Here is a 22138-nt window from a genome sequence, read left to right on the forward strand (position 1 = left end):
ATAAGGCTGCCCCGGTTGTGGGAGTGATATGATGACGGATAAAGTCCGTATTGACACCGCAGATGCCCGCAAAAGCAACGAAACCTATCTGGCCCGTCAGGCCGAGTTTGAATCGAACGTCAGGAGTTATCCTCGCAAACTGCCTTTAGCGATCGCTAAAGCAGATGGCGTGTGGATTACCGATGCAGATAATAAAGAATACCTTGACTGTCTTGCCGGCGCTGGCACCCTCGCGCTTGGCCATAACCATCCTGATGTGCTGAAAAGCATCCAAAATGTCATTACCAGCGGCTTGCCGTTACATACTCTCGATCTGACAACACCGTTGAAAGACGAGTTCTCTGAGTATCTGCTCTCCCTGCTGCCAGGCCAGGGCAAAGAATATTGCCTGCAGTTCACCGGCCCATCCGGTGCCGATGCGGTAGAAGCCGCGCTGAAACTGGCGAAAAAAGTCACCGGTCGCAGCAGCATTATCAGCTTCTCCGGCGGCTATCACGGGATGACCCACGGCGCGCTCTCTGTGACAGGTAACCTGTCTCCGAAAGAAGCGGTCGATAACATGATGCCAGAAGTGCAGTTCATGCCTTACCCGCACCAGTACCGCTGCCCGCTGGGTATCGGCGGTGACGCGGGCGTGAAAGCGCTGACCTACTACTTTGATAACCTGATCAACGACGTCGAAAGCGGCGTGCGTAAACCTGCTGCCGTGATTCTGGAAGCGGTTCAGGGCGAAGGCGGCGTGAACCCGGCTCCGGCTGAGTGGTTGCAGCGCATTCGTAAAGTGACTCAGGAACACGGCATTCTGCTGATCCTCGACGAAGTTCAGGCTGGCTTCTGCCGTACCGGCAAGCAGTTTGCCTTCGAACACGCGGGTATCGAGCCAGACATCATCGTAATGTCTAAAGCTGTCGGCGGCGGTCTGCCACTGGCCGTTCTCGGCATCAAAAAGCAGTTCGATGCCTGGGCACCAGGTCATCACACCGGCACCTTCCGTGGCAACCAGCTGGCGATGGCAACCGGCCTGACTACGCTGAAAATTCTGAAAGATCAGAATATCGCTGACAAAGTGGCCGCTCAGGGCGAATGGCTGAAAGGCCAGCTGGTTGAGCTGCAGCAGCGTTATCCGGTGATCGGTCACGTGCGCGGCCTGGGCCTGATGATCGGCATCGAGATCGTGAAACCGAACGAAGCGGCAGATCACATGGGCTGTTTCCCTGGCGACGGCGATCTCTCTGCCCTGATCCAGAAGAAATGCTTCGAAGCAGGCCTGATTCTGGAGCGCGGTGGTCGTAACGGCGTGGTTCTGCGTCTGCTGCCATCCCTGCTGATTAGCGATCAGGAACTGAAAGTCTTCCTGGATAAATTCGAGCAGGCGCTGCTTGCTGCGGGCGTTCGCCCGGTCTAACGGAGTTAGGAAAAAGATGTCTGAGTCAAACCCAATTCTGTCGTCGTCGGCGCAAAGCATCGAGGCCTATCAGCAGGCCATCGAGCAAAGCTCTCAGGCGGTGATGCAGTGGCTGCAGCAGTCTGAGATGTATCAGGGGAAAACCGTCGCCGAGCTGCGCGAGAATATCTCCCTGAACTTCGGTCAGAAAGGCCTCGGCAACGAAGCGGCGATTGCCCGCGCGGTCGAGTACTTCCTGAAAGACAGCCTGTCGGTTCACCATCCGCAGTGTGTGGCGCACCTGCACTGCCCGAGCCTGGTTGTGAGCCAGGCGGCAGAAGTGCTGATCAACGCCACCAACCAGAGCATGGACTCCTGGGATCAAAGCCCGTCAGCAACCATCATTGAGATGAAGCTGATCGACTGGCTGCGTACCCGCGTGGGTTATCAGGCCGGGGATGCGGGCGTGTTCACCAGCGGTGGCACCCAGAGCAATCTGATGGGCCTGATGCTGGCACGTGACGCGTTCTTCGCGCGTCAGGGCCACTCCATCCAGCAGGACGGTCTGATCGGTGATCTGCGTAAGATCCGCGTACTCTGTTCTGAAAACGCGCACTTCTCCGTGCAGAAGAACATGGCGCTGCTCGGTCTGGGCTACCAGTCGGTCATTCAGGTGAAAACCGACGAGTGCTCACGCATGGATCTGAGCGATCTGGCGGCGAAAATTGCCCAGTGCAATGCCAACGGTGAGCAGATTCTGGCGATCGTCGCCACCGCCGGGACCACCGACGCGGGTGCGATCGATCCGCTGCGCGCTATCGCAGAGATGGCCGCAGAGCAGCAGATTTGGGTACATGTGGATGCGGCCTGGGGCGGCGCACTGCTGATGTCCGATAAGTATCGCGACTATCTGGACGGTATCGAACTGGTGGATTCCATCACCCTGGACTTCCACAAGCAGTTCTTCCAGACCATCAGCTGCGGCGCATTCCTGCTGAAAGAAGCGCGCCATTACGAGCTGATGCGCTACCAGGCGGCCTACCTGAACTCTGAGTTTGACGAAGAAGCGGGCGTGCCGAATCTGGTCTCCAAGTCACTGCAGACTACGCGCCGTTTCGACGCGCTGAAGCTGTGGATGAGCCTGGAAGCGCTGGGTCAGGAGCAATACGCGGCCATTATCGATCACGGTGTAACGCTGGCGCAGGGCGTTGCCGCGTACGTGAAAGATCAGGCGGTGCTGGAACTGGTAATGCAGCCTCAGCTGGCGAGCGTGCTGTTCCGCTTCCGCCCTGAGCAGGCGCTGGACGACGCGGCTATCGCGCTGCTGAACCAGAAAATCGGTGACGCCCTGCTAGACTCCGGCCGTGCAAACGTCGGCGTGACCGAGCACAACGGCGTGACTTGCCTGAAACTGACGCTGCTGAACCCAACGGTAACGCTGGACGACGTGAAAGTCCTGCTGTCGCTGGTTGAACGCACTGCGTACGAGATTCTGGCGAAGTAAGTCCTTGCTCCCCGCACCCTCTGGTGCGGGGACAATTTTGCTATTCCGCTTTTTCCTTTGCCACTGCGATTTTCCCCGACCAGCTTACCCATAAATTCGCACACCTCTAATTCGTTATTTTCACTGAATATTGAGATGTGAAACCTCATTCAGCGGCTTGGTTAAGAATTCGTGGGCAAAGCTGTTCAGATTTGTTACATTTTTTTTCAAACAAGTGCGACTGTGCCCCCTAAAATGGGCTGCTTGCCACGCTGTGACGCCACAGCGGGCTGAAGTATCAGCAAAACGGTTTAACTGGAGAAAAAATGGCTAAGAGTAAATTGCTGCTTCTGGGTGTGTTGATGTCACTGGCGGGTGCCGTATACGCCGCGCCGCAGCCTGCCGCTGCCCCTTCTGGTATCCAGGCATACGAAGAACAAGAGTTCATTGCCGATTTCACCAAATTCAAAATTGGCGACACCGCACCAGCTCAGTATCAAACGCCTGAATACACCATTAAACAGTACCAGCTGCGTAACCTCCCAGCGCCTGACGCGGGTACACACTGGACTTACATGGGTGAGAACTACGTTCTGATTGGTGACGCCGACGGTAAAATCCGTAAAGCCTACAACGGAGATATCTTCTATCACCGCTGATCCCCTCATCGTCCGGGCCTGGCAGGAAAGCGATCGCCCTTTCCTGCGCACCCTCTACTTACACGCCCGGCGTGAAGCCTGGCCGTGGCTGGACAGCAGCGACTGGCAGCTAGAAGATTTCGACGCGGCAACGCGTGACGAGCAGATCTGGGTGGCGATGCAAGACGGCCATCGCGTCGGGTTTGCATCGGTCTGGAGCAACGATAATTTTCTGCACAATCTGTTTGTAGACCCGCAGTATCAGCGCGCGGGCGCTGGCAGCCTGTTGCTCAAACATGTGCAGGAAACATTCACCAGCACCGGTTCGCTGAAGTGTCTGGTCAGAAATGAACGCGCGGTGGCATTTTACCAGCGACACGGCTGGCATATTGAGGCGACGGGAGATTCTCCGGACGGAGAGTATTACCTGATGCATTACGTTTTGCGGTAATTGCCCGCAGGCGCTGCGCTTGCGCAGGCCCACGGAACAGCCGGTTGCAGGCCGGGTAAGCGAGTGCCCCCGGCCCATTACGGCTAATGCTTAGACTGCGCGGAACGCGATCTCGCTTGGAATCACTTCACCCTGCCAGTACAGCTGCGCGGCCACGCGCCCTGCCAGCTGGCGGTACATTCCCGCAAATTCACTCTCCGGACGGCCCACCACGGTCGGCTTACCACGGTCGAGATCTTCACGCAGGGTGATATGCAGCGGCATCTGCCCCAGCAGCTGAGTGTGATACTGCGCCGCCAGTTTCTCTGCGCCACCGGTGCCAAAAATCGGCTCGTGGTGACCGCAGTTGCTGCAAATATGTACGCTCATGTTCTCGACCACGCCGAGCACCGGCACGTCCACTTTCTCGAACATCACGATGCCTTTTTTGGCGTCGATCAGCGCGATATCCTGCGGCGTAGTAACCACAACCGCTCCCGTCACCGGGATATTTTGCGCCAGCGTCAGCTGGATATCGCCCGTGCCTGGCGGCATATCCAGCACCAGGTAATCGAGATCCGGCCACATGGTCTCCTGCAGCATCTGCAGCAGCGCCTTGCTGGCCATCGGGCCACGCCAGACCATCGCGTTATCGTCCGTCACCAGATAGCCGATGGAGTTAGTCGCCAGGCCGTAGGCCATGATTGGCGCCATGTGGGTGCCGTCCGGGGAGGTTGGACGTTGGTTTTCCGCACCCAGCATATTGGGAATCGACGGGCCGTAGATATCGGCATCCAGAATACCGACTTTGGCCCCTTCTGCGGCCAGCGCCAGCGCAAGATTCACGGCGGTGGAGGATTTCCCCACCCCACCTTTGCCGGAGCTGATGGCAATAATATTCTTCACGCCGTTAATGCCCGGCTGATTTTTCACGCGTTTGAGCGTGGCGATGGTGTGCGTCAGCTTCCAGTCAATCGCCTTCGCCCCGGTAATACGCAGCAGATCGGAACTGCACTGCTCTTTCAGGGTTTCGAAGGCGCTGGTCCAGACAAACGGCATCTGCAGTTCTACGTGCAGCGTGTCATCCAGCCATGCCACGTGGTGCAGCGCTTTTAGCGTGGTCAGATTGTGCTTCAGGGTTGGATGCTGAAAATTAGCCAGCGTCCCGGCAACCATTGCTCGTAAGGCTTCCGGTGATTTGGCCTGGGATTGAGAACTCATCCCGACTCCTTTGTTCTTGTGAATAAGACCTTAGTTGAACAAGTTTACCTGAAAGGCCGTGGTTTGTGCTTACTTAATAATGGCCCTTTTGTTACTATCAAAAACCCTTTTTACTGTTAAAGAAGTAATGCCCACTATGACTCAAGTCGCGAAAAAAATTCTGGTAACGTGCGCTCTGCCGTACGCAAACGGTTCAATCCACCTCGGCCACATGCTGGAGCATATCCAGGCTGATGTCTGGGTCCGTTACCAGCGAATGCGCGGCCACCAGGTAAACTTCATCTGCGCGGACGATGCTCACGGCACGCCAATTATGCTGAAAGCACAGCAGCTGGGGATCTCCCCGGAGCAGATGATTACCGAGATGAGTCAGGAGCATCAGACTGATTTTGCTGGCTTTGACATCAGCTATGATAACTATCACTCGACGCACAGCGACGAGAACCGCGAGCTGTCGGAGCTTATCTACACCCGCCTGAAAGAGAACGGTTTTATCAAAAACCGCACCATCTCTCAGCTGTACGATCCGGAAAAAGGCATGTTCCTGCCGGACCGTTTTGTGAAAGGCACCTGTCCGAAGTGTAAATCCCCGGATCAGTACGGCGATAACTGCGAAGTGTGCGGCGCAACCTACAGCCCGACCGAGCTTATCGAGCCGAAATCCGTTGTGTCCGGCGCGACGCCTGTCATGCGCGACTCTGAACACTTCTTCTTCGATCTGCCGTCCTTCAGCGAAATGCTGCAGGCGTGGACCCGCAGCGGCGCGCTGCAGGAGCAGGTGGCGAATAAAATGCAGGAGTGGTTCGAATCCGGTCTGCAGCAGTGGGATATCTCCCGCGATGCGCCGTACTTCGGTTTCGAAATCCCGAACGCACCGGGCAAATATTTCTACGTCTGGCTGGATGCGCCAATCGGCTACATGGGTTCCTTCAAGAACCTGTGCGACAAACGCGGCGACACTCAGAGCTTCGAAGAGTACTGGAAAAAAGATTCCGACGCCGAGCTGTACCACTTCATCGGCAAAGACATCGTCTATTTCCACAGCCTGTTCTGGCCTGCGATGCTGGAAGGCAGCGGTTTCCGTAAGCCAACCAACCTGTTTGTCCACGGCTACGTGACGGTGAACGGCGCGAAGATGTCCAAATCACGCGGCACCTTCATTAAAGCCAGCACCTGGCTGAACCACTTCGACGCAGACAGCCTGCGCTACTACTACACCGCGAAGCTCTCTTCCCGCATCGACGATATCGACCTGAATCTGGAAGATTTCGTGCAGCGCGTGAACGCAGACATCGTGAATAAAGTGGTCAACCTGGCGTCCCGTAACGCGGGCTTTATCGCCAAGCGTTTCGACGGCGTGATGGCAGCTGAACTGGCCGATCCAGAACTGTATAAAACCTTTACCGATGCGGCCGCCACTATCGGCGACGCGTGGGAAGCGCGCGAGTTCGGTAAAGCGGTGCGCGAAATCATGGCTCTGGCCGATCTGGCGAACCGCTATGTGGACGAGCAGGCACCGTGGGTCGTCGCGAAGCAGGAAGGCCGCGATGCGGATCTGCAGGCGATCTGCTCCATGGGCATCAACCTGTTCCGCGTGCTGATGACCTACCTGAAGCCGGTTCTGCCGCAGCTGACGGAACGTGCAGAAGCCTTCCTAAACACCGAGCTGACCTGGGATGCTATCCAGCAGCCGCTGCTCAGCCATAAAGTGAACACCTTCAAAGCGCTGTATAACCGCATTGAGATGAAACAGGTTGAAGCGCTGGTTGAAGCGTCGAAAGAAGAGGTGAAAGCCGCCGCTGCGCCAGTCACTGGCCCGCTGGCAGACGATCCGATTCAGGAAACCATCACTTTTGATGATTTCGCCAAAGTTGATATGCGCGTTGCGCTGATTGAAAACGCGGAGTTCGTTGAAGGCTCTGACAAACTGCTGCGCCTGACGCTGGATCTGGGCGGTGAGAAACGTAACGTCTTCTCTGGCATTCGCTCTGCGTATCCGGACCCGCAGGTGCTGATCGGTCGCCTGACGGTGATGGTCGCTAACCTTGCGCCGCGCAAAATGCGCTTCGGTATCTCGGAAGGGATGGTGATGGCCGCCGGTCCTGGCGGGAAGGATATCTTCCTGTTAAGCCCTGACGACGGGGCGAAACCGGGTCAGCAGGTGAAATAAACAAAAAAGCCGGAGCGTTCTCCGGCTTTTTTTATGCCTTGTTTACCGGCTCCCGGCCTACAAAGCGTAGCGTAGCGCCAACAAACTTAGGCTGACGGCTTCGCGCTATGCACACGGTGAGTCAGCCCGCGCAGGAAGTAGCGCATAAACTGATCGCCGCACTCGCGGTAGTTCTTATGATCCGGCGCGCGCATCATGGCGGTGATTTCCGGCATCGACACGCGGAATTTTTGCTCGGTCATGATTGCCAGCACATCGTCAGATTTAAGGGAAAACGCGATACGCAGTTTTTTCAGTACGATGTTGTTATTCACGCGACGCTCAGGCGACAGCACCGGGGCAGACTCATCCTTGCCGCGTTTATCGTAAATCAGCCCATTTAAAAACGAAGAGAGAATGATATCCGGGCAGCGAACAAAGCCCTCTTCGTCCTCTTTGGTGATCCAGCTGGCGATATTCGCCGGCGTGGTCTCGACCTCGGCCAGCGCCATAATACGAACCAAATCGTTATTGTTGGATTTCAGGATGTAGCGCACGCTACGAAGAATATCGTTACTTAACATAGAGCCTTCAGCTGTCGGTGATGCGATGGGGCGCAGTGTACCAGTTTTACAGTCCAATCGCCTCTTTCAGGCTCTTCAGATAGCGCCGACTCACCGGCACCGTCTGCCCGGCGCGCAGCACCAGCTCCGCCTGGCCGTTCTCTTCCAGACGAATTTCTTTCAGATGCGCCATGTTCACCAGATACTGGCGGTGACAGCGGATCAGCGGCGTACGGCTCTCCAGCGTGCGCAGCGTCAGCTCCGTAAAGCCCTCCTTGCCTTCAGCGCTGGTGACGAACACCCCGCTCATGCGGCTGCTGACAAACGCCACGTCGTCCATCTGCAACAGGTAGATGCGGCTATGGCCGGTACAGGGGATAAATTTTAGCGCCTGCTGGTTTTCCGGCAGAAGCGAAACGTCCTGCACGCTGCGCTCCTGGCGCAGGCGATTGAGGGTTTTCTCCAGCCGCTTCTCTTCGATGGGTTTCAGCAGATAATCGAACGCATGCTCTTCAAACGCTTTTACCGCATATTCATCAAACGCCGTCAGAAAAACGATGTACGGACGATGCTCCGGGTCGAGCATACCGACCATCTCCAGGCCGCTAATGCGCGGCATCTGGATATCGAGAAACAGCACGTCCGGACGCAATTTATGCACCGCACCAATGGCTTCGATGGCGTTGGCGCACTCGCCCACCACCTCAATGTCGCTCTGTTCCTGCAACAGAACCCGCAGGTTTTCCCGCGCTAACGGCTCATCATCGACAATCAGCACTCTTAGCATGCGTTTTCCTCCAGGGGCAATCGTAAGGTAATACGGGTAAAACTGTCCGGCTCGCAGTCGACGGTGATACCGCAATCATCGCCGAAATGCGCGCGCAGACGTTTGTCGACCAGGCTCATCCCCAGCCCGCCCGACTCGGCGCCAGGCTGATAAAGCCCGGCGTTATCTTCAATGTCCAGCACCAGATGGTGATTAAAACGGCTGGCAGAAATATGGATTTCGCCGGTACCCAGCAGCTGCGAGGTGCCGTGTTTAATGGCGTTTTCCACAATCGGCTGCAGGGTAAATGCCGGAAGATGCTGATGCGCCAGTTCGTCCGGCACGAACAGTGACACCTGCAGTCTCGACTGGAATCGCGCCTTTTCGATTTGCAGATAGGCATTCACATGTTCGATCTCATCGGCGAGGGTCACAATCTCGGAAGGGCGCTTCAGGTTTTTGCGGAAAAAGGTCGACAGAAACTGCACCAGCTGCGTCGCCTGATCGCTGTCGTGGCGGATCACCGCCTTGAGCGTGTTCAGCGCATTAAACAGAAAATGCGGATTCACCTGGGCGTGCAGGAGTTTGATTTCCGACTGGGTCAGCAGCGCCTTTTGCCGCTCGTACTGCCCCGCCAGGATTTGCGCCGACAGCAGCTGGGCGATCCCCTCCCCCAGCGTGCGGTTGATGGAGCTGAACAACCGGTTTTTGGCTTCGTAGAGCTTAATCGTTCCCATCACCCGCTGATTCTCACCGCGCAGCGGGATCACCAGCGTCGAACCGAGTTTGCACTGCGGGTGCAGCGAGCAGCGGTACGGCACTTCATTCCCGTCGGCATACACCACTTCGCCCGTTTCTATGGCGCGCAGCGTATACGTCGAAGAGATCGGTTTGCCGGGCAGATGGTGATCGTCACCGGTGCCGGTAAACGCCAGCAGCCGTTCCCGATCGGTGATCGCCACCGCGCCGATATCCAGCTCCTGATAGAGCACCTGAGCCACTTTCATGCTGTTCTCTTCGTTAAAGCCCTGGCGCAGAATGCCTTCCGTCGAGGCGGCGACCTTAAGCGCCGTGGCCGAGAACGCCGAGGTGTATTTTTCAAACATCGCGCGTTTATCTAGCAGGATGCGCATAAACAGCGCCGCGCCGACGGTATTGGTGACCATCATCGGCGCGGCGATGCTGCTCACCAGATGCAGGGCATCTTCAAAGGGACGCGCAATCAGCAGGATAATCAGCATTTGCGCCAGCTCTGCCACCAGAGTTATTGCCCCGGCGGTGAGCGGGCTAAAGACTTTATCCGGACGGCCACGCTTGATCATGTAGCTGTGAACCAGGCCGCCGAGCAGCCCTTCGACAATCGTCGAGATCATGCAGCTCAGGGCCGTCATGCCGCCCATGGAGTAACGATGCAATCCGCCCGTTAACCCGACTAAACCGCCGACCACCGGGCCACCCAGCAGCCCGCCCATCACCGCGCCGATAGCGCGCGTGTTGGCGATCGAGTCTTCAATGTGCAGGCCAAAATAGGTGCCGAGAATGCAGAAAATCGAGAAGGTGACGTAGCAGAGAAGCTTGTGCGGCAGGCGTACCGTCACCTGCATCAGCGGAATGAACAGCCGCGTTTTGCTCATCAGCCACGCGATGACCAGAAAAACGCACATCTGCTGAAGCAGCAGCAACACCAGATTAAATTCGTACATGACCGCAAACCGCACTTTCTAAAAACGCGTAACATACACTGATACACATTAACTTTCTTTGAAGCATTCCAAAAAAGCTGCAATTCGTGCCCGTCATCACATCGTTTAGCGCAAGATATTCCACCCTTCGCATTATTTGTTCAAAAAACGGTCGATTCTTCCTGGTTCGCGAATCAACGACTACAGTTACTCTGGGGATGCGCAAGCCAGGGGGCGAACATGGCGCTTTACACGATAGGTGAAGTGGCACTGCTTTGTGATATCAATCCTGTGACGCTGCGGGCATGGCAGCGGCGGTACGAGCTGCTTAAACCGCAGCGAACGGACGGAGGGCACCGCCTGTTTAACGAGGCGGATATCGATCGCATTCGCGAAATCAAAAGCTGGATCGACAACGGTGTGCAGGTCAGTAAGGTCAAATCGCTCTTATGCGAACATGATCCCGACAGCCTGGCCGAGTGGCGCGAACATCAGGAAACCCTGCTTCGGCTGTTGCAGGCCGGTAACTTTCAACGTCTGCGTACCTGGATCAAGGAGCAGGGTCGGGATTATCCCGCCCAGACGTTAATCGCTCATCTGTTTATACCGCTTCGCCGCCGTCTGCAGTCTCAGCAGCCGGCATTACAGACGCTGCTAAGCATGCTGGATGGCGCGTTAATCAATTACATTTCCGTGTGCCTGTCGACGGCACGCAAGAAGAGCGGAAAGGACGCGCTGGTGGTCGGCTGGAATATTCACGACACCACCCGCTTATGGCTCGAAGCCTGGATCGCCACGCAGCAAGGCTGGCGAGTAGACGTGCTGGCACATTCATTAGCGCAGTTTCGCCCGGAGCTTTTCGAAGGGCAAACCCTGCTGGTCTGGTGCGGAGAAATCCCCACTGCCGCCCAACAGCAGCTTCTGAGCGAATGGCGCGAACACGGCTACCCCGTCATTACCCTCGGTCCGTAAATGTCTTAACGGCATTTAATGGTTCATTAACAGGTGTGCTTCACCGTATAATTGGGCGGTTAACAAAAGGAGCACATTATGAAGGCAACCAAAGTGGCCGTAATTACCCTCTTCGCTTTAATGGCCATCAGCGGCATTGGCGGTGTAATGCTGGCTGGCTACTCATTTATCGTACGTGGCGGTGTCGGCTGAGATACTGCGCCAGCCGTTCAAATCCGCGATCAACCACGATCGCCGCCAGCGCAACCAGCACCGCACCCTGCACAATATAAGCCGAGTTAAACCCGCTCAGGCCGATAATGATCGGCGTGCCTAAGGTATTGGCCCCGACCGTTGAGGCAATGGTCGCCGTCCCGATATTAATGATTACCGACGTGCGCACACCTGCCAGAATAACCGGCGCGGCAAGCGGCAGCTCAACTTTACGCAGACGCTGCCCCGCACTCATCCCCATGCCTTCCGCCACGCTGCTCACCGCCGCCGGAACCGCTGTCAGCCCGGCCAGCGTCGCCTGTAAAATCGGCAGGACGCCATACAAAATCAACGCAATGATCGCCGGTTCCTGACCAAAACCGATCACCGGTACCGCAATCGCCAGTACCGCCACCGGCGGGAACGTCTGCCCGATAGCGGCAATGGTCTCCACCAGCGGGCGAAACTCTCGGCCCGCCGGGCGCGTCACCGCAATCCCGGCCCCGACGCCGATCACAATCGCCACGGCGCTTGAAATCCCCACCAGCCAGAAATGGGCCAGCGTCAGGCTGATAAAACTTTCCTGCAGATAAACGGGGCGCGGAAGGCCAGGAAACAACGCGCCAAACAGCCCGCCGCTGTAGGGCATCAGCCACAGCAGCGCGACAAACAGCAGCACCAGCCACAGGAGCGGATCACGTAGCCATTTCACGTTCCACCTCCCCTGCCAGTAAATCGCGAAAATGCAGGGTGCCGCAGGGCGCGCCGTGCTCATCGACCACCGGTAACACTTCGCACTGCCTCGCGACAAACGCAGAGAGCGCATCGCGCAGGCTCATTTGCGCCTGAAGGGGTTCGCCGTTAACGGCAGGATCTTCGCGGCGCAGATACTCCCCGACCGTGCGCAGCGACAGCAGGCGTACGCCCAGTTCGCTGCGGCCAAAGAATTCGCGCACAAAATCTGTCGCCGGATGAGTTAACAGCTCCAGCGGCGTCCCCTGCTGCACCACTTGGCCGTTGTCCATCAAAACCAGGCGGTCGGCGAGGCGCAGGGCTTCGTCGATATCGTGAGTCACCAGAATAATCGTGCGCCCCAGAATGCGGTGGATACGGGTCATCTCCGTTTGCAGCGCGCTGCGAGTAACCGGGTCCAGCGCGCCAAAAGGCTCATCCATCAGCAGCACTTCAGGATTTGCGGCCAGCGCGCGCGCCACGCCGACGCGCTGCTGCTGCCCGCCGGAAAGCTGATGCGGATAGCGCTCGCGCAGGGCAGGCTCCAGCCCCAGCAGCGCCATCAGTTCGTCCACGCGATCCGCAATCTTCTGCCGCGACCATTTTTGCAGCTGCGGCACGGTGGCGATATTCTGCGCCACCGTCCAGTGCGGGAACAGGCCGATGGACTGAATGGCGTACCCCATCCGGCGGCGCAGTTCCAGCACCGGCAGGCTGCGGATCTCCTCGCCGGCAAAACGAATCAGCCCGCTATCATGCTCCACCAGCCGGTTGATCATCTTCAGGGTGGTCGATTTTCCCGAGCCGGAAGTGCCGATCAGCACCGAAAAGGCCCCTTCTTCAAAACGCAGATTCAGGTTGCTGACAGCCATCTGCCCGGCAAATTTTTTGTTCACATCGTGAAATTCAATCATCATTTTTCCCCTTCAGCAGGGCCAGCCACAGGGCAAAAAGCGCATCCACCACCACCGCCAGCGCGATGGTAGGGATCACACCGAGTAAGACCAAATCCAGCGCGCTGCTCAGCAGGCCCTGGAATACCAGTGCCCCAAAGCCGCCAGCGCCGATCAGCGCCGCAATCACTGCCATGCCCACGGTTTGCACTGCCACCACCCGCAGGCTGCGCAGCAGCAGCGGCAGTGCCAGCGGCAGCTGAATCTTCCAGAATCGCTGGCGGGCGCTCATCCCCATCGCGCTGGCGCTCTCCAGCACCTCCGGGGAAACCTGGCTTAGCCCCGCCAGCACGCCGCGCGCCAGAGGCAGCAGCGCGTACAGCACCAGCGCAATGAGCGCGGGCGTCAGTCCGGTTCCGGCGATACCGAGCGAGGCGAGCGCAGGAAAGCTTTTCACCAGCCCGGCGAGCGGCGCAATCAGCAAGCCGAACAGCGCCACGGAAGGGATTGTCTGAATCACGTTCAGCACGGTAAATACCGGTCCCTGACGCGTGGGGTGGCGGTAGCACCACAGGCCGATGGGCACGCCGATAAGCAGCGCAGGCACCAGCGTGCCAAACAGGATCGTCAGATGTTGCAACAGCGCATCGTTAAAAATTTCCTGCCGGTTAGCGTACTCTTTGAGCAGAGAAAGGGTATTCAGTTCGCCGCTAAACAGCAGCGCCAGCGGTAGAACCCAGATCTGCGCGTGGAGCAGCCAGCGCCAGAGCGGGTGTTGCGTCAGACGGCGGATTGCATCGCTACAGGCGAGCAGGCACAGGGCCATCCACAGCCACAGCCCGCTGCCTGCCGAGGTGCGCGCCAGCGGTGTTTCGGCGGTGGCGAGATGCGTCGCCGCCTGCCCGGCACTCAAGGTCAGCAGCACAACTAACGCTTCGCAGAGGATCAGCGTGAAAATGAGCGGCAAGCGCCCACGGCAAAACGCCAGCACCGCAGCCAGTAGAAGGGACAGGGCCAGCAGGAGAGGCGAAAACGCCCACACCTGCCAGACGGACAGCCCCTCGCCGGACACCAGCCGATTAGGGGCAAAGTTCACAAACGGAAGCGCGCACGCCGCCAGCGCGACAAACGCGAGCAGCAGCAGTACGCGGTTATGACAGGTTATCGGCACAGCATTATCCTGTTACTTCACAAGTCCTTTTTGCTTCAGATAATCTGCCGCCACTTTTTTGGCATCCAGCCCTTCCACCGCAATGCTCGCATTGAGCTGTTGCAGGGTTTTCTCATCGAGAGTTTCAAACACCGGCTTCAGCCAGTCGCCGATCTGCGGATAGGCTTTCAGCACCGCTTCACGCACCACAGGCGTAGGAGCATAGATCGGCTGAACGCCTTTCGGATCGGTCAGGGTTTGCAGACCGAGCGCCGCCACCGGGCCGTCAGTACCGTAGGCCATCGCCGCATTTACGCCGGAGGTTTTCTGAGCGGCAGCTTTGATCGTCACCGCCGTATCACCGCCCGCGAGCGACAGCAGTTGGCTCTGGTCGAGTTTAAAATCGTAGGCTTTTTCAAAGGCCGGAAGCGCGTCCGGACGTTCGATAAATTCCGCCGAGGCCGCCAGTTTGAAATCGCCCTTCTCTTTCAGATAGCGACTTAGATCGTCAAGAGAGGTCAGTTTGCCTTTCTCAGCGATATCCTTGCGCACGGCGATGGTCCAGGTGTTGTTGGCGGGCGCAGGCGTCAGCCAGATAAGCTTGTTCTGCTCGGCGTCGAGTTTTTTCACTTTCTCGTAGCCAGCGCTGGCATTTTTCCACGCTGCATCGTTTTCATCTTTAAAGAAAAACGCGCCATTACCGGTGTATTCCGGGTAGATATCCAGCTCGCCGGAGGTGATGGCCCCGCGCACCACGGGCGTGGTACCCAGCTGGACTTTATTGACTGTTTTCACCCCGTGGCTTTCCAGCACCTGCAGGATGATATTGCCGAGCAACGCCCCTTCCGTATCGATCTTAGACCCCACCTTTACCGGCTCTGCCGCCTGTAAAGGCAGGCTCAGCGCCGCCAGTAACGCCGCTGAACCCCATATCCCCTTTGTGATTGTCATTCTGCTTTCCTCATTAATTTGCCGCCTTTATCAGGGGCTTGAGAGAAAAGCGTAGCCTAAAATTGAGGAATCATCCTTCTTCCGGCAACCTCAGCGGAACGGTTAGCAGGCTGGCGGCAAAATAGAGCAGCGCGATCACCCACAACGTCCCCTCCACGCCAAACGGCGAAACGCAGAGCGTGACGATAAGCGGACCGGCAAAATTGCTCAGCCCCGACCCGAGATTCAGGCAGGAGATGGCAGCGCCTTTGTTCTCCGGCAGCAGGGACGGAATCAGCGCGCTCAGCGGGCCAAAGGCACCCAGCCCGATGGCGTACAGGGCCAGAGCCAGAAACAGCGCCGTTTCGCTGTCACCAAACAGTACCGGCGCGTAGCACACCGCCAGCATCGCCAGACCGCACAGGGTGCCGGAAAACCAAACCACCGTGTTGCGCCAGCCGATGGTATCGCCGAGCCAGCCGAAGAAGTAGCTGGCAAAGATATTGACCACGTTCACCAGCCCCCAGATAGTCAGCCACTCGGCGATGCTAAATCCGAAACGCGGCAGGTAGACCGGCATCAGGATCACCAGCGAAAACTTGCCGATATCGTTGATGGTTTTGACGATCACCGCCAGGCGCATTTTCGGCTCGCGCACCAGCACCATCATCCCTTCGGCAAAGGCTGCGCCGAGATGCCCGTTGCTTTGCACGTGCGGGCGATCGCGGTTGAGCACCAGCGCGCAGAATGCGCCGAGTGCCACAAAGATAAACCCGCTCAGCAGCGTCGAGGTTTCGCCGATCAAGGGCAGCAGCAGGCTTGAGTACCACGGCCCGACGATGGTCATGCCTACGCCAAACGCAATCCAGAACCAGGAGACGGCGCGCCCGAGAATAGCCGGCGCGCAGCGCTGGTTAATCCACACCAGAAACGAATAGGCAAACAGCGGATACGCCACGCCGCGCAGGGCGTAGCTCGCCACCATCAGGGGATAATTTCCCTGCGGCAGCGCGTAAGCGATAAAGGGAATTGAGCCGATAAAGTAGAACAGCGTCGCGGCCCACATCAGGCGACGCAGGCCAAGTACGCCCGCGCCTATTCCGGAAAACCACGATACCGCCGCGACACACAGCCCAAACACCGATGACAGCAGGCTGATGTGCATGGCATCAAAACCGCGATGCTGAAGCATCGACGCCAGCCAGCTTTGCTCGATGGTGGCGCCGGTGATAAACAGGAAAATCCCGACAAAGCCCCAGCACAGTTCCCGGGGCAATCCCAGCCTGGCCCACAGGCCCTGCTGGATAAATACGCTCTGCTCCGTCATGCCATTTTGTCTCGCAGTGCGCGCACATTCATGCGTTTACGGTTCAGATAGCCGACGCTGTTTTCCCCCCAGCAGTGGTCGTACGGCATACCGGTCAGGCTTTCGATCACCGCTTTGTTTTCCGCGCTGACGGTCGCCTTGCTGCCGCCCTGCTTCAGACGCGCCACTTCTTCGTTCAGAATCGCGTGGGTACGGCTGTTGACCTTAAACTGGAACGCCGACCAGATCCCCCACAGCGTCAGTGCGACCGGCAGCACAATCATGATGATTAAAATCATGTTGATGGCCGACTGCGGCTGGGCGTTTTGTCCGGAGACAAACCCGGACATCTGCAGGGCCACGCCGACGAGGAAAATCGACAGGGCCTGCGACGCCTTACGCAGCAGGCTCATAAAGCCCGCGAAAATCCCCTCGCGACGACGGCAGGTGAGGATCTCATCCACGTCGGCGACAAAGGTGTAGTTATTCCACGGAATAGCGTAGATACCGCCGCGCGCCAGCCCGGCGACCGCCGCACCGACGTACAGCAGGCTCATCCCGCCGGTGCCGCTAAAGTACGCGGACACAAACAGGGCAAACGCCACCAGCGCCATCGTGGCCTGGGTCGCAAAGGCGCGCGACGGGGAGTAGCGCAGGGTCAGCCAGGTGGCAATCCCCACACCAAAGAACTGCAGCCCGTTTACGACGCCCAGCAGATTGGAGGCCATCACAGACGAGGTCATCAGGGCGAAGACCACAAAGTAGGTAAAGACCGAGTTAAAAATGTCTTGCGCCACCGAGCCGCCGAGATACATCCCCAGATGCGAGCGGAAGGTTTTGATTTTTAACGTTGAGACGAAATCGTAATAGATATGGTATGCGCGCGTGGCGAACGGCTCTTTTTCGTCGTCTTCGTCGTGGTGCTCATTCTGCTGGATCTCTTCCAGCGAGCGCTCCCAGGTGCCGAAATAGACAAAGAACAGCACAATCATAAAGGAGACGGTGAAAATCGCCCCGGTATAGAAGAAGGAGTCGGAAGAGTCCGGGCCGAAGTACGCCACCAGACGCCCCGGCAGGAACGCCGCGGCAAAGCCTGCGAGCTGGGCGATATACATACGGGCGCTGGTCAGTTTTGAGCGCTTTTTGAAATCCGACGTCATCTCAGCCGAGAGCGTGTCGTACGGAATAATGATCATGGTGTAGACGATTTCAAACAGGATGTAGAACAGCAGGTACATCCAGTAGTTGAACCCTTCCACCCACAGCAGGCTGTAGACCGACACCAGCGGAATACTGGCCAGCAGGAAGAAACGGCGACGGCCAAAGCGGCGCCCCAGGCGCGTTTTGTGGAAGTTATCAGAAACATAGCCGATCACCGGACACATGATCACATCGACAATTCTCGCCACCGCAAACAGGGACCCGGCCTGGATCGGCGTCAGGCCGCAAAAGGTGGTTAAGAAGAACAGCAGCCAGGCGCTGACCAAAGTAAAGGCCCCTGAGCCAATCACATCCGCCAGCCCGTAGCACACGTAGTTCCGCAGCTTTATTTCCCGCACTTTTTTGATCATTTTGCACTCCGGATTTTTTCAGTATCCCAGCCCGCAGGCAGCGGCGACGGGCGCGTAATGGTGATGGCATGCAGATGCAACCCTTCGACGCCGCAGGTGTAAAGGGCTGGCAGCCCGTGCGGATATAACTCCACGCCGTGAGCGCGCCCGGTTTGCGTATTCACGCGATAGGCATTGTCCAGCCCCATTCCGGTCGGGCGCTCTGGGTTACACGGCGGGCGCACGTCGTAGCAGCCCTGTTCATCGGAACGGGAGGCAAGCTGGCTGAACGCCAGGCCGTTGAAGGTGATATCGCGGATCGCACCGGGCGTTTCGCTGTGCAGATTTATCGCCCCCTCCCCCGTCCCGTTCAGGCCCGAGAAGGTGATCTGGCTGATCGTGCCTGGCGTGATGTCCGGCGCGCGATGGCGCACGGAGATAAATACCGGGTCGGCTTTGCCCCAGTGACACGGATGGCCGTGGCGGCAGTCGAAGAGAATGTTGCTGAAGCTCATCTTGCTGAAATGGCCGCCGTCGCGGGAGATCAGGCCGATGCCGCGATTGGAGTCGAAAATCACGCAGTTGCTCACCGCCAGATGGGTGATGTCGGCGAAGGTCTCGGTCCCGACTTTGATTGCGCAGCTTTTGGAGCGAATGATGCAGTTACTGATCGTGACGTTGTCGATCGGCTGCTGGAGTTCGGGCGCTTTGGCCGTGGTCTTCAGACAGATGCCGTCGTCGGCGGCGCTGAAGTAGCTGTCGCTGATGAGCACGTGCTGACAGCTGTCGATGTCCAGCGCGTCGGTGTTAGCCAGCGCCAGATCGTTATCAATGGTGATATTGCGGATGAAAACATGGTTGCAGCTCACCAGATGCGCGGTCCACATCGGCGAGTCGCACAGGGTAATATCCGTCAGGCGTACCTGTTCGCACCCTTCCAGCACCAGCAGGCGTGGGCGCTGAGGTTTCGGCTGACGATACCCCTGGTCATCCATCTCTGCGGCAAACCAGGCCGTGGCGTTGCCGTCGATGCAACCCGCGCCGCTGAGCGTCAGGTTGCGCGCATCACGGGCGTAGATGAGCGCCATGCGCGACAGCTCGGCTGTGCTTTGGGTTTCTGCGGCGCGGTAATCATCCACATTCTGGCTGGCGAGCAGGCGCGCGCCCGCTTCCAGATGCAGGGTGAAATTCGACGGCAGCACCAGCGTTCCGGTCAGGTAGATACCTGGCGTGACCACCAGCGTGCCTCCTCCGTTCACGGCAAGCGTATCGATGAGTTCCTGCAGCGCGGTGGTGACGGGGGTCGACCCGCTTCGATCGAGGGAGATGTTTTCTAATGAGAGCTTCATGTGATTACCTGTCAGCTGTGATGTGACAGGCATTACACGGCTTTTCTGCGGCGTGTTTGTGGCGTGTTTACCGGGCTTTTTCGCGAAGAGTGAAGAGAGTCACGCCTGCCGGGTGTGGCGGGAGTGAGTTTTGATCGTCCTCACGATTTCATCTGTGGGATAAAAATGAAGTGTGAAAAAGGTCACATTTAACGGCGAGTAAGAGACAAGAAAAGAGGGAATCAAAGCAATCAGGCAGGAAAGGCGCGAAACCTTGCGGGATGCGTCACGAAACCCGCACAACGGCGGGTTTCGTCTCTTGTCGTTAAAGCAGGTCGAACTCGCCTTTATTCACTCGCGCAGAGTCCACGCCGATAAAGACGTTAAACTTGCCCGCTTCCGCGTCATATTTCATCTGCTGATTCCAGAACTTCAGCGCATCGACGTCAATCGGGAAGCTCACGGTTTTGGTCTCACCCGGCTTCAGGTCAACCTTCTCGAAGCCGCGCAGCTGTTTCACCGGGCGGCTCATGGAGGCCGTCACATCCTGCACGTACATCTGGATGACCGTGGCACCGTCGCGTTTACCGGTGTTGGTCACCTCCACGCTGGCGGTGACTTTGCCGTCACGCTTCAGGGTGGGTGCAGACATTTTCACGTCAGAAACCTTGAAGGTGGTGTAGCTCAGCCCATAACCAAACGGATAAAGCGGGCCATTGGCTTCATCGAAATAGCGTGAGGTGTACTTGTTCGGCTTATCGGCGTTGTACGGGCGACCGGTGTTCAGGTGGCTGTAGTAAACCGGAATTTGGCCGACTGAGCGCGGGAAGGACATCGGCAGTTTGCCGGACGGGTTGTAATCACCAAACAGTACATCGGCAATGGCGTTACCGCCCTCGGTCCCGGCGAACCAGGTTTCGAGCAGGGCATCAGCCTGCTGATCCTCTTTCACCAGCGCCAGCGGGCGGCCGTTCATCAGCACCAGCACCAGCGGTTTACCCGTCGCTTTCAGGGCGCTGATCAGATCGCGCTGGCTCTGCGGGAGGGTGATATCGGTACGGCTCGACGCTTCATGGGCCATGCCCTGCGCTTCACCGACGACCGCCACCACCACATCAGCCTGTTTCGCCGCGTTAACCGCTTCGTCGATCATCTCTTTCGCCGAACGCGGATCAACCTTCACCGCCTCTTCGTACTGGTTCAGGAAGGTGACGATATCGTTGTCGTTAGTGACGTTAGCGCCTTTGGCGTAAATCACTTTGCCCTTTTCACCCAGCGCATTTTTGATGCCCGTGAGTACGGTGACGGACTGATCGGCCACGCCCGCAGCGGACCAACTGCCCATCACGTCACGCTTGCTGTCAGCCAGTGGGCCAACCACGGCGAGGGTGCCGGATTTTTTCAGCGGCAGCGTTTCGAGACGGTTTTTCAGCAGCACGAGACTTTCGCGCGCCACTTCACGGGCCTCTTTACGATGCAGACGGCTTTCGGCATTGGTATCCGCCGGGTCGGACTCTTTCGGCCCTAAGTGGCTGTACGGATCGTTAAACAGCCCCATGTCATATTTCACGTTCAGCACATGGCGGGTGGCGTCGTCCAGCTCTGCCATGGTCACTTTGCCGGTTTTCACCAGATCAGGCAGGTATTTGCTGTAATACTCGTCGCTCATGCTCATGTTGATACCGGCTTTGAGCGCCACGCGCACGGCGTCTTCCGGATCGGAGGCGGTGCCGTGTTTGATCAGCTCTTTAATCGCGCCGTGATCGGACACGGTAATGCCTTTGAAGCCCCACTGGTCGCGCAGTACGTCTTTCAGCAGCCAGGAATCGGAGGTCGCCGGGGTGCCGTTGAGGGAGTTCAGGGCCACCATCACCGCGCCGCTGCCCGCGTCCAGCCCGGCTTTGTACGGCGGCATATAGTCGTTGAACAGGCGCTGCGAGCTCATGTCAACGGTGTTGTACTCTTTCCCGCCCTCTACCGCGCCGTAGGCGGCAAAGTGTTTTACGCTGGTCATCACCGAGTACCGATCCGCCGGGCTTTTGCCCTGCATCGCTTCGACCATGGTTTTGCCGAGGGTGGCGGTTAAATAGGTGTCTTCGCCAAAGCCTTCTGAGGCGCGGCCCCAGCGCGGATCGCGCGAGACGTCGACCATCGGCGCCCAGGTCATGTTCAGACCGTCATCGGCGGCTTCATAGGCCGAAATACGCCCGACGGTTCTGACCGCATCCAGGTTAAAGGAAGAGGCTAAACCGAGGCTAATCGGGAAGACGGTACGCTGGCCGTGGACCACATCGTAGGCGAAGAAAAGCGGAATTTTCAGGCGGCTGAGCTGCATCACCTGGTCCTGCATTTTGCGGATATCTTCGCGGGTGACAGTGTTAAATATCGCCCCGACCTGGCTCTCCTTGATCATCTCGCGGATCGCCTCTTTCGGGTTATCCGGCCCGACGCTGATGAGACGCAGCTGGCCGATTTTTTCATCGACCGTCATTTTGGTGAGCAAGTCCGTGACGAAGGCGTCGCGGGCTTCCGGGGTTAATGGGTGGTTGCCAAACAGATCTTCAGCCAGCGCGGGTTGCAGCGCCAGGCTTACTGCGACAGCTACAGAACAAAGCCATTTCATGTGTTGTACTCTCTCATCATCAACCGCCGGAAAACTCGGCCAGACCGTGCGAAAAGCGCAGTGTGCCACAAACCCTTTCAACCTTGCAGGGTTATTCTCTGATTTTTCTCATGAATACTTGTTCGCTTAACAGTTAATCGCGCTAT

The 22138-nt window shown here is 57.8% G+C and carries 19 protein-coding genes; 7 read left to right on the forward strand and 12 right to left on the reverse strand.

All coding sequences use genetic code 11. The features are described 5' to 3' along the window. The first annotated feature begins 28 nt into the window (after nt 1-28). The 4 genes from ACB496_RS14235 to ACB496_RS14250 all read left to right on the forward strand — a co-directional run bounded on the left by ACB496_RS14235 (nt 29) and on the right by ACB496_RS14250 (nt 3956). Nucleotides 29-1405, forward strand: coding sequence for a diaminobutyrate--2-oxoglutarate transaminase (locus ACB496_RS14235; protein WP_102104115.1), 1377 nt, complete (start codon nt 29-31; stop codon nt 1403-1405). Nucleotides 1406-1421: 16 nt separating this feature from the next. Then, nucleotides 1422-2888, forward strand: a complete 1467-nt coding sequence (locus ACB496_RS14240) for an aspartate aminotransferase family protein (protein WP_371972896.1) — start codon at nt 1422-1424, stop codon at nt 2886-2888. Between the two features lie 305 nt (nt 2889-3193). After that, the gene (locus ACB496_RS14245; RefSeq protein WP_100779559.1) at nt 3194-3526 is read left to right on the forward strand and encodes an RcnB family protein; all 333 of its coding nucleotides are present in this window, start codon (nt 3194-3196) and stop codon (nt 3524-3526) included. Next, nucleotides 3468-3956: a GNAT family N-acetyltransferase gene (locus ACB496_RS14250; RefSeq protein WP_371972897.1), complete on the forward strand. Its 489-nt coding sequence runs from the start codon at nt 3468-3470 to the stop codon at nt 3954-3956. The genes ACB496_RS14245 and ACB496_RS14250 overlap by 59 nt, the downstream gene beginning before the upstream one ends. Nucleotides 3957-4046: 90 nt before the next feature. Here the strand turns inward: ACB496_RS14250 and apbC are convergent, their stop codons facing one another. Further along, nucleotides 4047-5156, reverse strand: a complete 1110-nt coding sequence (gene apbC / locus ACB496_RS14255; RefSeq protein ID WP_107703243.1) for an iron-sulfur cluster carrier protein ApbC — start codon at nt 5154-5156, stop codon at nt 4047-4049. A 136-nt stretch (nt 5157-5292) separates the two neighbouring features. On the opposite strand from apbC, the gene metG reads away from it, so the two are divergent. After that, nucleotides 5293-7326, forward strand: coding sequence for a methionine--tRNA ligase (gene metG, locus ACB496_RS14260; protein WP_371972898.1), 2034 nt, complete (start codon nt 5293-5295; stop codon nt 7324-7326). 86 nt (nt 7327-7412) lie between these two features. Here the strand turns inward: metG and ACB496_RS14265 are convergent, their stop codons facing one another. The 3 genes from ACB496_RS14265 to ACB496_RS14275 are packed head-to-tail and all read right to left on the reverse strand — an operon-like array spanning nt 7413 to nt 10337. Then, a complete protein-coding gene (locus ACB496_RS14265; RefSeq protein ID WP_371972899.1) occupies nt 7413-7889 on the reverse strand; it encodes a DUF1456 family protein in 477 nt (158 codons plus the stop codon). Nucleotides 7890-7935: 46 nt separating this feature from the next. Next, entirely contained in the window at nt 7936-8655 is a 720-nt protein-coding gene (gene btsR, locus ACB496_RS14270) for a two-component system response regulator BtsR (protein WP_100779554.1), read from the reverse strand. Next, on the reverse strand, nt 8649-10337 hold the full coding sequence (locus tag ACB496_RS14275; RefSeq protein WP_100779553.1) for a sensor histidine kinase: 1689 nt from the start codon (nt 10335-10337) through the stop codon (nt 8649-8651). The genes btsR and ACB496_RS14275 overlap by 7 nt, the downstream gene beginning before the upstream one ends. A 219-nt stretch (nt 10338-10556) precedes the next feature. Here ACB496_RS14275 and mlrA point away from each other — a divergent pair, with 219 nt between their 5' ends. Together mlrA and ACB496_RS14285 are read left to right on the forward strand one after the other, a co-directional pair. Continuing rightward, a complete protein-coding gene (gene mlrA, locus ACB496_RS14280; protein WP_100779552.1) occupies nt 10557-11288 on the forward strand; it encodes an HTH-type transcriptional regulator MlrA in 732 nt (243 codons plus the stop codon). Nucleotides 11289-11366: 78 nt separating this feature from the next. Then, entirely contained in the window at nt 11367-11480 is a 114-nt protein-coding gene (locus ACB496_RS14285) for a protein YohO (RefSeq protein ID WP_100779551.1), read from the forward strand. On the opposite strand, the gene ACB496_RS14290 is transcribed toward ACB496_RS14285, so the two are convergent. The 8 genes from ACB496_RS14290 to bglX all read right to left on the reverse strand — a co-directional run bounded on the left by ACB496_RS14290 (nt 11455) and on the right by bglX (nt 21992). Next, complete coding sequence (locus tag ACB496_RS14290; protein ID WP_102104118.1) at nt 11455-12192, reverse strand: ABC transporter permease; 738 nt, start codon at nt 12190-12192, stop codon at nt 11455-11457. The two genes, ACB496_RS14285 and ACB496_RS14290, sit on opposite strands and share 26 nt — an antisense overlap. Continuing rightward, on the reverse strand, nt 12176-13126 hold the full coding sequence (locus tag ACB496_RS14295) for an ABC transporter ATP-binding protein (protein ID WP_129036056.1): 951 nt from the start codon (nt 13124-13126) through the stop codon (nt 12176-12178). The genes ACB496_RS14290 and ACB496_RS14295 overlap by 17 nt, the downstream gene beginning before the upstream one ends. Continuing rightward, on the reverse strand, nt 13119-14276 hold the full coding sequence (locus ACB496_RS14300; RefSeq protein ID WP_371972900.1) for an ABC transporter permease: 1158 nt from the start codon (nt 14274-14276) through the stop codon (nt 13119-13121). Before ACB496_RS14300 ends, ACB496_RS14295 begins: the two co-directional genes overlap by 8 nt. Before the next feature lie 12 nt (nt 14277-14288). Then, nucleotides 14289-15206, reverse strand: a complete 918-nt coding sequence (locus tag ACB496_RS14305; RefSeq protein ID WP_100779547.1) for an ABC transporter substrate-binding protein — start codon at nt 15204-15206, stop codon at nt 14289-14291. 70 nt (nt 15207-15276) lie between these two features. Next, nucleotides 15277-16512, reverse strand: coding sequence for an MFS transporter (locus ACB496_RS14310; RefSeq protein ID WP_371972901.1), 1236 nt, complete (start codon nt 16510-16512; stop codon nt 15277-15279). Beyond that, nucleotides 16509-18062 carry an MFS transporter gene (locus ACB496_RS14315; RefSeq protein WP_371972902.1) on the reverse strand — a complete coding sequence of 518 codons (1554 nt, stop codon included), beginning with the start codon at nt 18060-18062 and terminating at the stop codon, nt 16509-16511. The genes ACB496_RS14310 and ACB496_RS14315 overlap by 4 nt, the downstream gene beginning before the upstream one ends. Beyond that, nucleotides 18059-19390: a glycoside hydrolase family 28 protein gene (locus ACB496_RS14320; protein ID WP_371972903.1), complete on the reverse strand. Its 1332-nt coding sequence runs from the start codon at nt 19388-19390 to the stop codon at nt 18059-18061. The genes ACB496_RS14315 and ACB496_RS14320 overlap by 4 nt, the downstream gene beginning before the upstream one ends. Before the next feature lie 304 nt (nt 19391-19694). Further along, entirely contained in the window at nt 19695-21992 is a 2298-nt protein-coding gene (gene bglX / locus ACB496_RS14325) for a beta-glucosidase BglX (protein WP_319418158.1), read from the reverse strand. Nucleotides 21993-22138 lie beyond the last annotated feature (146 nt).

The sequence above is a fragment of the Lelliottia nimipressuralis genome, assembly GCF_041464075.1.
GTDB lineage: Bacteria > Pseudomonadota > Gammaproteobacteria > Enterobacterales > Enterobacteriaceae > Enterobacter > Enterobacter nimipressuralis.

Excerpts from the sequence above, each read along its gene's own strand:
- ACB496_RS14245 (WP_100779559.1), top strand. The coding sequence starts at position 3,194 with ATGGCTAAGAGTAAATTGCTGCTTCTGGGTGTGTTGATGTCACTGGCG.
- ACB496_RS14275 (WP_100779553.1), bottom strand. The coding sequence starts at position 10,337 with ATGTACGAATTTAATCTGGTGTTGCTGCTGCTTCAGCAGATGTGCGTT.
- mlrA (WP_100779552.1), top strand. The coding sequence starts at position 10,557 with ATGGCGCTTTACACGATAGGTGAAGTGGCACTGCTTTGTGATATCAAT.
- ACB496_RS14295 (WP_129036056.1), bottom strand. The coding sequence starts at position 13,126 with ATGATTGAATTTCACGATGTGAACAAAAAATTTGCCGGGCAGATGGCT.
- metG (WP_371972898.1), top strand. The coding sequence starts at position 5,293 with ATGACTCAAGTCGCGAAAAAAATTCTGGTAACGTGCGCTCTGCCGTAC.
- ACB496_RS14320 (WP_371972903.1), bottom strand. The coding sequence starts at position 19,390 with ATGAAGCTCTCATTAGAAAACATCTCCCTCGATCGAAGCGGGTCGACC.
- ACB496_RS14305 (WP_100779547.1), bottom strand. The coding sequence starts at position 15,206 with ATGACAATCACAAAGGGGATATGGGGTTCAGCGGCGTTACTGGCGGCG.
- ACB496_RS14265 (WP_371972899.1), bottom strand. The coding sequence starts at position 7,889 with ATGTTAAGTAACGATATTCTTCGTAGCGTGCGCTACATCCTGAAATCC.
- ACB496_RS14315 (WP_371972902.1), bottom strand. The coding sequence starts at position 18,062 with ATGATCAAAAAAGTGCGGGAAATAAAGCTGCGGAACTACGTGTGCTAC.
- ACB496_RS14235 (WP_102104115.1), top strand. The coding sequence starts at position 29 with ATGATGACGGATAAAGTCCGTATTGACACCGCAGATGCCCGCAAAAGC.
- bglX (WP_319418158.1), bottom strand. The coding sequence starts at position 21,992 with ATGAAATGGCTTTGTTCTGTAGCTGTCGCAGTAAGCCTGGCGCTGCAA.
- ACB496_RS14240 (WP_371972896.1), top strand. The coding sequence starts at position 1,422 with ATGTCTGAGTCAAACCCAATTCTGTCGTCGTCGGCGCAAAGCATCGAG.
- btsR (WP_100779554.1), bottom strand. The coding sequence starts at position 8,655 with ATGCTAAGAGTGCTGATTGTCGATGATGAGCCGTTAGCGCGGGAAAAC.
- apbC (WP_107703243.1), bottom strand. The coding sequence starts at position 5,156 with ATGAGTTCTCAATCCCAGGCCAAATCACCGGAAGCCTTACGAGCAATG.
- ACB496_RS14310 (WP_371972901.1), bottom strand. The coding sequence starts at position 16,512 with ATGACGGAGCAGAGCGTATTTATCCAGCAGGGCCTGTGGGCCAGGCTG.
- ACB496_RS14285 (WP_100779551.1), top strand. The coding sequence starts at position 11,367 with ATGAAGGCAACCAAAGTGGCCGTAATTACCCTCTTCGCTTTAATGGCC.